We start from the raw sequence: 14,647 nt of genomic DNA on the forward strand, positions 1-14,647 counted from the left end.
AATCATGCAGAACACCCAGAAGCCCTCCGACATGCCGACCCAGAAGTACCGGTCGTACCACGAGCAGATCAAGGTGAATCTGCCCGACCGCACGTGGCCGGACGCCCGCATCACGAAGGCTCCGCGCTGGTGCGCGGTCGACCTCCGCGACGGCAACCAGGCCCTCATCGATCCCATGAGCCCCGAGCGCAAGCGGATCATGTTCGACCTCCTCGTGCAGATGGGCTACAAGGAGATCGAAGTCGGCTTCCCGAGCGCGAGCCAGACCGACTTCGACTTCGTGCGCCAGCTCATCGAAGACGACCTGATCCCCGACGACGTCACGATCCAGGTGCTGACGCAGGCCCGTGAGCACCTCATCGAGCGCACGTACGAGTCGATCGCCGGCGCGAAGCAGGCGATCGTGCACCTCTACAACTCCACGAGCGTCCTGCAGCGCGAGGTCGTGTTCCGCACCGACCGCCAGGGCATCATCGACATCGCCCTCGAGGGCGCCCGGCTGTGCCGCGAGTTCGAGAAGCGCATCCCCGAGACCCAGGTCTTCTACGAGTACTCGCCGGAGTCCTACACGGGCACCGAGCTCGAGTTCGCGCTCGACATCTGCAACCAGGTGATCGAGGTCTTCGAGCCCACCCCTGAGCGCAAGGTCATCATCAACCTGCCCGCCACCGTCGAGATGGCCACGCCCAACGTGTACGCCGACTCGATCGAGTGGATGAGCCGCCACCTGGCGCACCGCGAGAACGTCATCCTGTCGCTGCATCCGCACAACGACCGCGGCACGGCGATCGCCGCCGCGGAGCTGGGCTACATGGCCGGCGCGGACCGCATCGAGGGATGCCTGTTCGGCAACGGAGAGCGCACGGGCAACGTCGACATCGTCGCCCTCGGCATCAACCTCTTCACGCAGGGCATCGACCCGCAGATCGACTTCAGCGACATCGACCACGTCAAGCGGACGGTCGAGTACTGCAACCAGCTCCCGGTCCACGAGCGCAGCCCGTGGGCGGGCGACCTGGTCTTCACGGCGTTCAGCGGCTCGCACCAAGACGCGATCAAGAAGGGCTTCGAGGCGATGGAGGCCAGCGCGCAGGCCGCCGGGCTCACCGTCGACGAGATCGAGTGGGCCGTTCCGTACCTGCCGATCGATCCGAAGGATCTCGGCCGCTCCTACGAAGCGGTCATCCGCGTCAACTCGCAGTCGGGCAAGGGCGGCGTCGCCTACCTGCTGAAGTCCGACCACGCCCTCGATCTGCCGCGCAAGCTCCAGATCGAATTCTCCGGGGTCGTGCAGGCGAAGACGGATGCCGAGGGCGGCGAGGTGACGAGCGAGCAGATCTGGTCGATCTTCAACGACGAGTACCTGCCGTCGTCGGTCGCCGAGGAACGGTGGGGGCGCTTCGAGCTCCTCTCCACCAAGACGCAGAGCGACATGTCGGGAGACGTGGCGCTGGATGTCGTGCTGCGCGACGACGACACCGAGTACGCGGCATCCGGAACCGGCAACGGCCCCGTCGCGGCGTTCCTCGAGATCGTGCGGGCGCAGGGCTTCTCGGTCACGCTCTACGACTACGTCGAGCACGCGCTCAGCGCGGGCGGCGACGCGCAGGCGGCCGCCTACATCGAGCTGCAGGTCGACGACGAGCGTCTGTGGGGCGTCGGGATCGACGGCGACATCTCCACCGCGAGCCTCAAGGCGATCGTGTCGGGCGTCAACCGCGCGATCCGCACGCGCGAGCGCGAACTCACCTCGGTCTAGCCCGCGCGGCTACTCCGGCTTGACGATCGGGATCGCCGAGGTCTCCACCGCGACCTTGCGCCGATAGAGTCTGCGCTGCTCCGGCAGCGACACGTCGAAGATCACGGCCAGAAGCCGGATCACGAAGGTCACCACGATGCACACGATCGCGGCCACGACCAGACTCAGCCCGAACGCGTGGCCGACGGCCAGCGTGAGGCATCCTGCACCTGCGGCGACGGCGTACAGCGACCCCACGTGCATGATCGACACCGGGACGCCCATGATGACGTCGCGCAGGATGCCTCCGCCCACCGCCGAGCACACGCCGATGAAGACCGCGGGGGCGATCGGGATGCCGAAGGCCAGCGCCTTCGACGTGCCGAACGCGCCGAAGAGGCCGATCACGAGCGCATCCAGACCCACGATGAGGCCGTTCAGGCGCTGGAAGACGCCCGCGAGCAGCATCCCGACCAGTGCTGCGACCGTCGCGGTGATGAGGTACCAGTTCGTCTGCAGCGTCGCGAGCGTCGTGTTGAGCAGGAGATCGCGGATGAGACCGCCGCCCATGCCCATCACGATACCGATGATGCCGACGCCGAGCAGGTCGAGGCGCCGCTGGCCCTGGAAGCCCGACGCGAACAGGGCCCCCTGCACCCCGCCGAGCGCGACGGCGGTCAGGTCGGCCCACAACGGGATCATGAAGAGCGGCTCGTCCACGCCTCCATTGTCGTCCACGCCCGCGATAATCGACTGTGCCCACAATTCGCGACGAAGTCGTGATCCTGCGCACCCACAAGCTGGGTGAAGCCGACAGGATCGTGACGATGCTGAGCCGACGCCACGGCAAGCTCCGCGCCGTCGCGAAGGGCGTCCGCCGCACGTCGTCGCGTCTGGGCTCGCGGCTCGAGCCGTTCATGGTCGCCGACGTGCAGCTGTACAAGGGCAGATCGCTCGACATCGTGCAGCAGGCGGAGTCGCTCGGCACCTACGGCGCCGACATCGTCGTGCACTACGACCGCTACACGTCGGCCAATGCGATGGTCGAGACCGCCGACCGGCTCAACGAGGCCGAGGCCACCCCGCAGCAGTACCTTCTCCTCGTGGGCGGTCTGCGCGCGCTCGCGCAGGGCGATCACACGGCACGGAGCGTGCTGGACTCCTACCTGCTGCGCGCGATGGCGCTGTCGGGCTGGGCGCCGTCCCTGTCCGAGTGCGCACGCTGCGGCCGCGGAGGCAGTCACGACCACTTCGTCGCGCAGCTCGGCGGCATCGTCTGCCACGACTGCGCGCCGACGGGCGCCGCGCGCATCGCACCGACCACGATCGCCCTCCTGCACTCGCTCATGGCGGGGGAGTGGGACGTCGTGGACGCCGCCTCCTCCGGCGCCACCGCGGCGGCATCCGGACTCGTCGCCGCGTACACGCAGTTCCACCTGGAGCGCGGCATCCGTTCGCTCGAGCACGTGGAGAGCCCGTGACGCCCCAGCCCTACACCCACCGCGACGCGGTGCCCTACCGGCCGATCGACTGGACCGGCGTGTACCCGCCCGCATTCCCGAAGGGCGGAGTGCCGAACCACGTCGCAATCGTCATGGACGGCAACGGCCGCTGGGCGAACCGCCGCGGCCTCACGCGCGTCGAGGGTCACAAGGCGGGCGAGGCCGCTCTCCTGGATGTCGTCGCGGGCGCCATCCAGGCGGGCGTCAAGCATCTGTCGGTGTACGCGTTCTCGACCGAGAACTGGTCGCGCTCTCCCGACGAGGTGCGCTTCCTGATGGGGTTCAACCGGGATGTGCTGCACCGCCGGCGCGACCAGCTCAACGAGTGGGGCGTGCGCGTTCGATGGGCCGGTCGCAAGCCGCGCCTGTGGGGATCGGTCATCAAGGAGCTGCAGTACGCGGAGCAGCTCACCCGCGGCAATGACGTCCTGACCCTCACGATGTGCGTCAACTACGGCGGCCGGGTCGAGCTCGTCGACGCGGTCCGCTCGATCGTCGACGACGTGCAGGCCGGGCGCCTGAAGCCCAGCGCGGTCAGCGAGAAGCTCATCCAGCGGCGTCTCTACATCCCCGACATGCCCGACGTCGATCTCTTCGTGCGCTCGAGCGGCGAGCAGCGCACGTCCAATTTCCTCCTGTGGGAATCGGCGTACGCGGAGATGGTCTTCCTGAACCAGCTGTGGCCGGATTTCTCGCGCGCCGACCTGTGGCAGGCGATCGAGCTGTACCTCGACCGCGACCGCCGATTCGGGGGAGCGGTGGACACGCCGAACGCGTGATCCGGTCACGGAAGTGCAGCCGAGTGCATCGATGTGGTTAGGTGAACCACCATGTTCCCTCGGCCTGCTGGGCGGTCGAGACGGGCGCCGGCAGTTGCAGCGACCGTCTTCCTCGCCATCCTCGCACTGCTGACGTCCGGCGCGCCCGCGCAGGCCGCGGTGCCCACCGGCTACGTGACCGTGTCGGGCTGGTCGACATCGGGCACGAACGCGACCGCCACGACGATCGGCGGCACGACGGCCTGGGGTCCGGTGACCACAGCCGGGACGAACCAGACCGTGGGGATGGATGCCGCGTGGACGGTCGACGGCGTGCAGGTTCCCCGCCGCCAGTTCACCGCGGCGACCGTGACGGCGTCGACGACGAACTGTCTCAACGGCGCCCCGGTCGACACCCTGCGCGAGTGCAACGGCGCGACGTCGAAGATCACGACGATCACTTTCCCGCATGCCGTGGTCAACCCGATCATCGGCATCGCGTCCCGGGGCGCGGTGGCCACGTTCCCGACCGGCAACCCCAAGACCTACTGCTCCACGTCGTGGACCGATCACACCGTCACCGCCGTGAGCGGCTCCTCGGCCTTCGCCCGCTCGCAGGTCGTCCCGATCACCATTCCGACGGGGCAGCGGTACAACGCCGCGACCACGGAGGTCTACTTCGATCCGTCCGTGATGTCGCAGACCGCCAACGAGTGCGTCGCCCCTGCGGCGGGCACCGGGACGGTCGCCTACATCCAGATCACGGGTGTCGTGGAGTCCGTCCAGTTCCAGACGCGGTGGCGCTCGATGGTGACGCGCAACTCCGCGCCCGTTCAGAGCACCCGGACGTCCGCGACCCCTCCCGGCTGGCAGTTCCAGCCCTATGTCATGCAGCCCGCCGACCTCGCCGTGACCAAGACCGCACCCGCGGCGGCGGTGGGGGGCAGCGAGGTCGAGTGGCGTCTGAACGTCACGAACAAGGGCCCGGGCGCATCCCACGGCTTCGAGATCGAAGACGTCGTCCCGCTCGGAATGACGAACGTGTCGATCGCCAGTTCGCCGATTCCGTGCACGATCGGCACCGAGACGATCGGAGGGGTGTCGCGCCAGGTGATCCGCTGCTCCGTCACCCCTCCGACCTGCATCGTGTGGACCGACGGCGCCACCTTCCCCGCCGCCGATCTCTTCTGCGACCCCGCCGACACGACCGGGGCTGTGGCGCTCGCCTCCGGCGCGTCGCTCGGTCCCGTGGTCGTGCGCGGCAATGCTCCGACGGCGGCGGAAACGCTGGCCAACACCGCGCGACTGTGGGTCGTCGACCACGATCCCGTCGCGGCGGACAACACCGCCACAGCATCCACGTCCATCGCCGCGGCGGCACCCGGCCTCACGATCACGGGATCGGCCACTCCGGCCGGGCCCGCGGCGCTCACCGCCGGCACGCCCATCCAGTACTCGTTCGTCCTGACGAACACCGGCAACGTCGCCCTCACCTCGCCGATCGTCGTCGACGACACCTGGAGCGGAGGCGGAAGCGCGCCGGTCATCACGTGCCCGGCCGGGCCGATCGCTCCCGCGGGCACGCTCACCTGCACGGCGTCGTACGCTCTGACCCAGGCCGACGTCGACAGGGGAGAGGTCGCCCTCACGGCGTCGGCTCTCGCGGAGTCCGTCGGGGGCGACGTCGAGGCCGGCCCCGCGACCGCCGCAACGACGGTCGTTCGCACGGCGGCCCTCACCCTCGCCCACACGGCGACACCCGCCACGATCACGACCGCGGGCCAGACCGTCTCCTACTCGTTCCTCGTCACGAACACGGGCAACGTCACACTGACCGGCCTCGCCGTGACCGAGGATGCCTTCACCGGATCGGGGACGCCTCCCACCATCTCGTGTCCCGTCACCGAGCTGGCGCCGACGGCGAGCACGACGTGCACCTCCAGCTACACGGTGACGGAGGCCGACATCTCGCGGACCGAGCTGTCCAGCACGGCGACCGCGCGGGCGACCGCGCCGGCGGGTGTCGGCACGGCGGAGTCCGCATCGTCGACGGCCCTCGTCGCGCTGCGCATCGCCGCGCTCACGCTGAGCAAGACGTCCGATCCGCCCGATGGCACTCTCCTGGAGGAGGGGCAGACCCTCACGTACACGCTCACCGCCACGAACACCGGCGGCGCCGCTCTCGACCCCGTGACCGTGGTCGACGATCTGACGGACGTCCTCGACGGCGCGACGCTCGACGGGGGCGCGTCAGCCCTCATCGACGGCGCGACGGCGGGCACGCTGTCCACGACCGCGACCGCTCTGACGTGGGTCGGCTCCCTGCCTGCGGGGGAGCAGGTCGTCATCACCTACTCCGTGACGCCGCTCCTCGGCCCCTCCACGCTGCGCAACGGCGCCTCCGCGTCAGGGACCTCGTCCGAAGGCACGGAGGTCGTCACACCCGTGCAGTCGACGACGCACTCCGTCGCGGGCCCTGTTCCCGTCGCCGGTGTCGCGCTGACGGGATCCGTCGACCCGGCCGGTCCGGTCACCGCGATGGCCGGCGACATCCTCACGTACACGTACACGGCTGCCAACACCGGGAACGTCCCGCTCACCGACGTGTCCGTCGGTCCGCCCCTGGTGGGCAGGGCCGTCTCGCCCCCCATCACGTGCCCCGCGGGAGATGTGCCGGTGGGCGGCCTGCTGACGTGCACCGGCACCTACGCGCTCACCCAGGCCGACATCGATTCCGGCTCCGCCGAGGTCTCGGTGCAGGCGACGGCGCAGTCCGCGGCCGGCGAGGCGACGTCGGCCATCGTCCCGCTCACGACGATCCTCGTCCGGGATGCGGCTCTGACGCTGTCGCACTCCGCCACACCCGCGGTCATCACCGCGGTCGGCCAGACCGTCTCCCTCTCCTATCTGGTGGGCAACACGGGCAACGTGACGCTCACCGACCTGATGATCGCGGAGACCGCCTTCTCGGGGTCCGGTGCGCCGCCGACGATCTCGTGCCCCTCGACCGAACTCGCGCCCGGCGAGACGACGACCTGCACCGCGAGCTACGTGGTCTCGGCCGGCGATGCGTCGAGCAGCGTCCTGTCGAGCACGGCGACGGCACGCGCGACCGCTCCAGTCGACGTCCCGGTCGCGACCTCGAATGCCTCCCTCGCCCTCGTCGACCTTCGCATCCCGGGGCCGGGTCCCGCTCCGACCGAGCCGCCGGTGACCGGCGGAGAGGCATCCGGCAGCCTCTCCGCGACGGGTCTTCACGGCGATGGACTGCTGCCCTGGACGCTTCTCGCCGCCGTCGCCGTGGTGATCGGCTCCCTGGCGCTGTCCGCGTCCCGGCGGCGCAGCGCATCCATGCCCCGCGGGGAATAGAACGCCCGCCACCGGACGTTGTGCGTGACATGACGGATGCGATCAAGATCGACGTGTGGAGTGACATCGCGTGCCCCTGGTGCTACATCGGGAAGCGCAATCTCGAGAACGGGCTCGCCGCGGCATCCGCCGACGCCGATGCGCCCGTTGTAGAGGTCGAGTTCCACTCGTTCGAGCTCTCGCCCGACACGCCCGTCGACTTCGAGGGCGACGAGCTCGACTTCCTGTCGCAGCACAAGGGCATGCCGCGCGAGCAGGTGCAGCAGATGCTCGCGCGCGTCACCGGCGTCGCGTCCGACGCGGGCCTCGCCTACCGGTTCGACCTGCTGAAGCACACGAACACCGTCAAGGCCCACGAGCTGCTGCACTTCGCGAAGGAGCAGGGCAAGCAGGCCGAGCTCGCCGAGCGCCTGATGTCGGCCTACTTCACCGAGGGCCGTCACCTCGGGCGCGAAGAGGAGCTCGTCGCTCTGGCGACGGATGTCGGGCTCGACGCCGACGCCGCGCGCGACGCTCTGCAGTCCAGCCGCTACCTCGCCGCCGTCCGCGCCGACCAGCAGCAGGCGCAGGAGTACGGCATCAACGGCGTGCCGTTCTTCGTCATCGACGGGAAGTACGGCGTCTCGGGCGCTCAGCCCGCCGAGGCGTTCACCCAGATCGCGCGCCAGGTGTGGGCGGAGCGGCAGACCGCCGAGGAGTCGGTGACCGAGCCCGCCTAGGCGGGCAGATTCCGCTCGATGACCGAAATGATGGCCGGGTCGTCGGGCTTGGTCGTCGGGCGGAAGCGGTGAACCGCGCCGTCGGGGGTGAGGAGGAACTTCTCGAAGTTCCAGATCACCGGACCCTTCTTCCCCTCCTCGTCGCGCGCCTTCTTCAGAGCCTTGTAGAGGGGAGCGGCGCTGCCGCCGTTGACCTTGACCTTGTCGAGCACGGGGAACGTGATGCCCCAGTTGACGGCGCAGTAGTCGAGGATCTCCTCCATCGACCCGGGCTCCTGACCCATGAACTGGTTGCACGGGAACCCGAGAACGGTGAAGCCCCGGTCGGCATAAGCCTTCTGGAGCTCCTCCAGCTGCTCGTACTGGGGAGCCAGCCCGCATTTGGAAGCGACGTTGACGACGAGGACGACGCCCGCGTCGCTGAAGTCGGAGATCGTCTTGGTCTCGCCTTCGGCGGTGGCGAAGGGGATGGCTCGGAGGTCGGTGATCACGGCATCGCTCATACGCCCAGGGTATGCCCGATGGCCGAGGTCCCGGCCCGCCAGGTCTGAGAGAATGGACGAATGACCACTGTGACGGCACCGGCGGAGACGCTGCGCATCGGACCCATCGCGCTCGACGCGCCGGTCGTGCTCGCGCCGATGGCGGGCATCACGAACACGGCGTTCCGCCGTCTCTGCCGGGAGTACGGCGCCGGTCTGTACGTGAGCGAGATGATCACGTCGCGCGCCCTCGTGGAGCGCAACGCCACGACGATGCGCCTCATCACCCACCACGAGTCCGAGACGCCCCGATCGATCCAGTTGTACGGCGTCGACCCCGTCACGATCTCCGAGGCCATTCGCATCCTCGTCGCCGAGGACCGCGCCGACCACATCGACCTCAACTTCGGATGCCCCGTCCCCAAGGTCACCCGCAAGGGCGGCGGGTCCGCGCTGCCCTGGAAGCTCGGGCTGTTCAGCGACATCGTGCACGGCGCGGTCGAGGCGGCCGGTGGCATTCCGCTGACCGTGAAGATGCGCAAGGGCATCGACTCGAACCACCTCACGTACCTCGAGGCCGGTCGGATCGCCGAGGGGGCCGGCGTCGCCGCCGTGGCCCTGCACGCGCGCACGGCCGCCGAGTTCTACTCCGGACACGCCGACTGGTCGGCCATCGCGAAGCTCAAGGAGGCCGTCACGAGCGTGCCGGTGCTCGGCAACGGCGACATCTGGTCTGCCGACGACGCCGTGCGCATGATGGCCGAGACGGGCTGCGACGGCGTCGTCGTGGGTCGAGGATGCCTCGGCCGCCCATGGCTGTTCGGCGACCTGGCCCGCGCGCTCGGCGGTCCGGATGCGGCGATCGGAGAGCCCGTCGATGCGACGCTCGGGTTCGTGGCGGCGGCCTTCCGCCGACACGCCGAGCTGCTGATCGACTTCTTCGACGACGAGGACCACGGATGCCGGGACATCCGCAAGCACGCCTCGTGGTACTTCAAGGGCTACCCCGTGGGCGGCGACCTGCGCACCCGTTTCGCCACCGTCGCGAGCCTCGCCGAGATCGACGAGCTCATCGGCGCCCTCGACCTGGACGCACCGTATCCCGGGGCAGCCGCCGAGGGGCAGCGCGGACGTGCCGGCACGCCCAAGCGACCCGCCCTTCCGGACGGGTGGCTCGATTCGCGCGAACTCGGCGCCGCGGCATCCGCCACCCTGGCCGAAGCAGAACTCGACAACAGCGGTGGCTGATCCGTCCGCGGTCGGTGCGGTCGCGCTGTCGGGGCGACCGGGCGGGTACGACGATTCCGACGCGGCGCGACTGCATCCCGAGCGCCATCGTTCGCAGCGCGACGACTTCGCCCGCGACCGCGCGCGGGTCCTGCACTCCGCGGCCCTGCGTCGCCTCGCCGCCAAGACGCAGGTGCTGAGCCCGGCGAGCCCCGCCGACTTCGCGCGCAACCGTCTCACGCACTCCCTCGAGGTCGCCCAGGTCGGCCGTGAGCTCGCGACGGCGCTCCGCCTCTCGCCGGATGTCGTCGACACCGCCTGTCTCAGTCATGACCTCGGGCATCCGCCGTTCGGCCACAACGGCGAGCGTGCCCTCAACGAGTGGGCCGAAGACATCGGCGGCTTCGAGGGCAACGCGCAGACGCTGCGCATCCTGACGCGTCTGGAGCCCAAGGTGGTCGGCGACGACGGCGGGAGCTTCGGCCTCAACCTCACACGCGCGAGCCTCGACGCGACGTGCAAGTACCCGTGGACCGCAGCCCACCCGCTGCCCGACCCCGGTGGACGACTGAAGTTCGGCGTGTACCCCGACGACGAGCCCGTCTTCCACTGGATGCGCGACGGCGCACCCGGGCGGGTCCGCTGCATCGAGGCCGAGGTCATGGACCTCTCCGATGACATCGCGTACTCGGTGCACGACTTCGAGGACGCGATCGTCAACGGGTACCTCGATCCCGCGCGCCTCGACGGAGGAGCCGAGCACTCGGCGCTCGTCACGGCCATCCAGTCGTGGGTGGGCTACGACTTCGCGCGGGACGAACTCGAAGACGCGCTCTACCGTCTGATGCGTCTCCCGGAGTGGATCGGGTCGTTCGACGGCACCCGCGCCGCCCACGCCCGCCTGAAGAACCTCACATCCGACCTCATCGGCCGGTTCGCCCGCGCAGCGACCACCGCGACGCGGGAGTCCTACGACGCTCCCGCCCTGACCCGTTATCGGGCCCATGTCGTCGTGCCGCGCGTCATCGAGGCCGAGATGGCCGTGCTCAAGGGCATCATCGGCGCGTACGTCGTCTCGATCGACGGCCGCAAGGAGCTCTACAAGGAGCAGCGCAAGGTCCTCAAGCGCCTGGCGAGCGCCCTGTGGGAGAACCCGGGCGAGCTCGACGCGATGTCTTCCGCGGACTTCGCGTCGGCACAGACCGACGAGCAGCGTCGACGCGTCGTGGTCGACCAGGTCGCGAGCCTGACCGACCAGATCGCGATCTCCTGGCACGGGCGCCTCGTCGGAGACGTCGACGCCGCGTCGCTCGGGATCTGGGCCCCCGGCGCGCAGCCCCCCGCCCGGCCCCGCAGCGTCGCGCGCTCGCTCGAGGGACGCTGATGGCGGGACGCATCCGGCAGGCCGACGTCGACGAGGTGAAGGCGCGGACCAACATCGCCGACATCATCGGCGAGCGGGTCGCGCTGAAGCCCGCCGGGGTCGGTGCGATGAAGGGTCTGTGCCCGTTCCACGATGAGCGCAGCCCGAGCTTCAACGTGCGCCCGCAGGCGGGCTTCTACCACTGCTTCGGATGCGGCGAGTCCGGCGACGTCTACTCCTTCCTGCGCAATATGGACCACGTGTCGTTCACGGAGGCCGTCGAGCGTCTCGCCGGCAAGATCGGCTACACCCTGCACTACGAAGACGGGGGAGCGGCGCCGGAGAACACCGGGCGCACGCGCCTCTACGCCGCGAACGCCGCGGCCGCCGAGTACTTCCGGGCGCAGCTGATGACGCCCGAGGCCGACGCTGCACGCCGCTTCCTCGGCGACCGGGGGTTCGACGCGGGCGCCGCGGCCCACTTCGGCGTCGGATACGCACCGAAGGGCTGGTCGCACCTTCTCGACCACCTCACGGCGCAGAAGTTCTCCCGCGAAGAGCTCACGACCGCCGGCCTCGTCTCGCAGGGTCAGCGCGGCGTCTACGACCGTTTCCGCGGCCGCGCCGTCTGGCCGATCCGCGACGTCACCGGGCAGGTGATCGGCTTCGGTGCGCGCAAGCTCTACGACGACGATCAGGGGCCCAAGTACCTCAACACCCCCGAGACGCCGCTGTACAAGAAGGCGCAGGTGCTCTACGGCCTCGACCTGTCCAAGCGCGACATCTCCCGCGAGCACCGGGTCATCGTCGTCGAGGGCTACACCGACGTCATGGCGTGCCACCTCGCGGGGGTCACGACGGCCGTCGCCACGTGCGGCACGGCGTTCGGCTCCGACCACATCACGGTGCTGCGACGCGTGATGGGCGACGACACGACGGCGGGAGAGGTGGTCTTCACGTTCGACCCGGATGCCGCGGGTCAGAAGGCGGCGCTGCGCGCCTTCGCCGAGGCCAAGCGGTTCAACGCCCAGACCTACGTCGCGAAGGGCCCGGAAGGGCTCGACCCCTGCGACCTCCGTCTCGAGCGGGGGGACGCCGCTGTGCGCTCCCTCGTGCAGAACAAGGTGCCGATGGTCGAGTTCGTCATCGACCAGCGCATCTCCGGCTTCGACCTCGCCTCCGTCGAGGGCCGCATCGGCGCTCTGCGCGCGGCCGCCCCGGTCGTGGCGGAGCTGCGCGACCCGCTCCTTCAGCCCGAGTACGTCCGCGTGCTCGCGCGGCGGCTCGGGCTCGACACGGAGGACGTGCGTCGCGAGGTCGAACGGGCGGCGCGGGGGGAGCGGGCTCCGCAGCGCACTCCGCAGCGTGCCGAACCCGATGCGCCCGAACCCGTCGTCCGCGTGACGGTCTCCTCCCTCCCGAAGACCCCGGACGTCGCGCTCGAGCGCGACGCGCTGATGGGCTTCCTCCAGTTCGGGCATCGGCTCGACCCAGAACTCCGCGCCGCCGCGCTGGGCATCCCGCTGCGCCATCCTGCCCTGGAGGCCGTGCGGCAGGCGGTGGCCGCGACCCCCGACCTCACCAGGGTGGGCTGGGCCGCCGATGCCGTGAACTCCGTGCGCGAGCCCTATCGCTCCCTCGCCGCCGAACTGCTCACGGCCGACTTCCCGGCGCGCGACGACGATCATGCCGTGGCATCCGCCACCGGTCTCGCTCGACGCCTCGTCGTCCGCTCCCTCGACGGGGAGAAGAACGAGCTGCTCGGCGCCATCCAGCGCGTTCCCGCGGACTCGGAACAGGGGCGCAGCATCCGGGTGCGATTGCGTGAGATCGACCTCCAACGCCAGCGACTCGTCATCGAGCAGTGATCCGTGCGCGCAGTGGCGTCATCCGCTCGCGCCAGGCAGGATGAAGACATGCCCCACCGCCGAGACGCCGACGTCGCCATCCGCGCCACCGACCTCTCGATCGCCCGCGCGACGCGCGGAGGAGGTGACGGCCGGGTCGTCGACGGCGTGACGTTCGTCCTTCCCCACGCGGCCGCCCTCGCGATCATGGGGCCCACGGGGGCCGGCAAGTCCAGCCTCGCGGCGGTGCTGGCAGGCTCGGAGGAGCTCGGACTCTCGATCGTCGGCGGAAGCGCCGAGGTCGAAGGGGTCTCGCTGCGTCGACCCGGACGCGCCCGCCGCGTGCACACGTACGTCACCGGGTACCTGTCCCAGAGCGCGGGGAAGACCCTCCCCGCCCGCCTCACCGTCGGCGACGTGATCGGCGAGCCCATCCTCAGCCGCGATCGCCATGTGAATCAGCGGGCGCTCGCCGTGCGGGTGGCGACGCTCCTCGACGAGCTGATGCTCCCGCTCGGCACCGCCGCCAAGTATCCGTACGAACTGAGCGCAGGGATGCGCCAGCGCGTCGCGTTCGCGCGCGCCCTCGTGCTCGATCCCAAGCTCCTCGTCGCCGACGATCCGTACGCCAACATGGACGTCGACGTCCGTCGCGCGGCGCGATCCGCGATCCTGCGTCGCCGCGACGGCTACGGCATGTCGACGGTCATCGTCACGAACGAGACCGATGTCGCGCGCGACCTCGGCGCCGCCGTCCTCGTGCTGCGGGCCGGGCACACGATCGCGTTCGGCCGACACGCCGACGACCTGCTGTGGACGCCCAGCGGTGACGCGGATCGCCGCCTCGTGGGGGCGTGAGTGTTCGCGAGCATGCCGAAAGCTTTGCTAGGATAGTCGGGTTGCCTCCGCACAGCGGGGGCGCATTCCTCGGTAGCTCAATTGGCAGAGCAGCCGGCTGTTAACCGGCAGGTTCTTGGTTCGAGTCCAAGCCGGGGAGCGGAACGGCCCCGGACTCCACTCTGGGGCCGTTCTTCATTTCCCCGCAGGGTCGGCGCGCGCCGCGTCAGGCGTCGAGATCGTCGATTCCGGGCGTCCATGCGCTGCCCGGCCGCCCCCACCCGCGCTTGCGGGCGATCTTCTGCGTCGTCTTCCAGTCGGCGTCGTCCAGCCGGTCGAGGTACAGGATGCCGTCGAGGTGATCGAACTCGTGCTGCATGATGCGGGCACGCCATCCGGCCACCTGGATGCGCACCGGCTGCCCATCGAGATCGGTTCCGGTGACGAGGACCTCCTCCGACCGACGCAGGGGGAATCGCTCACCGGGGAAGGACAGGCAGCCCTCCGACTCCTCGTCGGGATCGGGCGCGCCCGGTTCGAGCGGACGCATCCACAGGTCGGGATTGATCAGCACGCCACGCCAGGGCTCGCCGTCGTCGTCCTGGTACGAGTACGTGTAGATCCGCAGCCCCACGCCGACCTGAGGTGCCGCGAGGCCCACGCCGGGCGCGGCATCCATCGTCTCGAACATGTCGGCCACGAGCGTACGGACCTCGTCCGTGATCTCATCCACCCGAGCGGCGGGGGCGTGGAGGACGGGATCGCCCATGATGCGAATCGGTAGAACAGCCACGCCTTGAGCCTA

Annotated in this window: 12 protein-coding genes and 1 tRNA gene; 10 read left to right on the forward strand and 3 right to left on the reverse strand. The window is 69.9% G+C overall.

The window, feature by feature from the left end; translation table 11 throughout:
• The first annotated feature begins 4 nt into the window (after nt 1–4).
• Nucleotides 5–1,759, forward strand: a complete 1,755-nt coding sequence (gene leuA, locus B0B14_RS06545) for a 2-isopropylmalate synthase (RefSeq protein WP_076680634.1) — start codon at nt 5–7, stop codon at nt 1,757–1,759.
• Nucleotides 1,760–1,768: 9 nt separating this feature from the next.
• On the opposite strand, the gene B0B14_RS06550 is transcribed toward leuA, so the two are convergent.
• Nucleotides 1,769–2,458: a trimeric intracellular cation channel family protein gene (locus B0B14_RS06550; protein WP_076680635.1), complete on the reverse strand. Its 690-nt coding sequence runs from the start codon at nt 2,456–2,458 to the stop codon at nt 1,769–1,771.
• Nucleotides 2,459–2,493: 35 nt separating this feature from the next.
• On the opposite strand from B0B14_RS06550, the gene recO reads away from it, so the two are divergent.
• From recO to B0B14_RS06570, 4 genes are read left to right on the forward strand one after another with little or no spacing between them, the layout of a single operon-like run.
• On the forward strand, nt 2,494–3,219 hold the full coding sequence (gene recO, locus B0B14_RS06555; RefSeq protein ID WP_076680636.1) for a DNA repair protein RecO: 726 nt from the start codon (nt 2,494–2,496) through the stop codon (nt 3,217–3,219).
• The gene (locus B0B14_RS06560; RefSeq protein WP_076680637.1) at nt 3,216–4,019 is read left to right on the forward strand and encodes an isoprenyl transferase; all 804 of its coding nucleotides are present in this window, start codon (nt 3,216–3,218) and stop codon (nt 4,017–4,019) included. The genes recO and B0B14_RS06560 overlap by 4 nt, the downstream gene beginning before the upstream one ends.
• A gap of 51 nt (nt 4,020–4,070) precedes the next feature.
• Entirely contained in the window at nt 4,071–7,367 is a 3,297-nt protein-coding gene (locus tag B0B14_RS06565) for a DUF7507 domain-containing protein (RefSeq protein WP_083710380.1), read from the forward strand.
• A gap of 29 nt (nt 7,368–7,396) precedes the next feature.
• Complete coding sequence (locus B0B14_RS06570; protein ID WP_076680639.1) at nt 7,397–8,086, forward strand: DsbA family oxidoreductase; 690 nt, start codon at nt 7,397–7,399, stop codon at nt 8,084–8,086.
• Here the strand turns inward: B0B14_RS06570 and B0B14_RS06575 are convergent.
• The gene (locus B0B14_RS06575; RefSeq protein WP_076680640.1) at nt 8,083–8,589 is read right to left on the reverse strand and encodes a glutathione peroxidase; all 507 of its coding nucleotides are present in this window, start codon (nt 8,587–8,589) and stop codon (nt 8,083–8,085) included. The genes B0B14_RS06570 and B0B14_RS06575 overlap by 4 nt on opposite strands.
• Before the next feature lie 60 nt (nt 8,590–8,649).
• Between B0B14_RS06575 and dusB the strand changes: the two genes are divergently transcribed.
• From dusB to B0B14_RS06600, 5 genes are all read left to right on the forward strand, one after another.
• A complete protein-coding gene (gene dusB, locus B0B14_RS06580) occupies nt 8,650–9,816 on the forward strand; it encodes a tRNA dihydrouridine synthase DusB (RefSeq protein ID WP_076680641.1) in 1,167 nt (388 codons plus the stop codon).
• A complete protein-coding gene (locus B0B14_RS06585) occupies nt 9,809–11,179 on the forward strand; it encodes a deoxyguanosinetriphosphate triphosphohydrolase (RefSeq protein ID WP_076680642.1) in 1,371 nt (456 codons plus the stop codon). The genes dusB and B0B14_RS06585 overlap by 8 nt, the downstream gene beginning before the upstream one ends.
• The gene (gene dnaG / locus B0B14_RS06590; RefSeq protein WP_076680643.1) at nt 11,179–13,026 is read left to right on the forward strand and encodes a DNA primase; all 1,848 of its coding nucleotides are present in this window, start codon (nt 11,179–11,181) and stop codon (nt 13,024–13,026) included. Before B0B14_RS06585 ends, dnaG begins: the two co-directional genes overlap by 1 nt.
• 48 nt (nt 13,027–13,074) lie before the next feature.
• A complete protein-coding gene (locus B0B14_RS06595) occupies nt 13,075–13,863 on the forward strand; it encodes an ATP-binding cassette domain-containing protein (RefSeq protein ID WP_076680644.1) in 789 nt (262 codons plus the stop codon).
• A gap of 66 nt (nt 13,864–13,929) precedes the next feature.
• Nucleotides 13,930–14,002 (forward strand) — tRNA-Asn (locus tag B0B14_RS06600).
• Between the two features lie 66 nt (nt 14,003–14,068).
• On the opposite strand, the gene def is transcribed toward B0B14_RS06600, so the two are convergent.
• Entirely contained in the window at nt 14,069–14,635 is a 567-nt protein-coding gene (gene def, locus B0B14_RS06605; protein ID WP_076680645.1) for a peptide deformylase, read from the reverse strand.
• Nucleotides 14,636–14,647 lie beyond the last annotated feature (12 nt).

Source organism: Microbacterium sp. RU33B, assembly GCF_900155915.1.
Classification (GTDB): domain Bacteria; phylum Actinomycetota; class Actinomycetes; order Actinomycetales; family Microbacteriaceae; genus Microbacterium.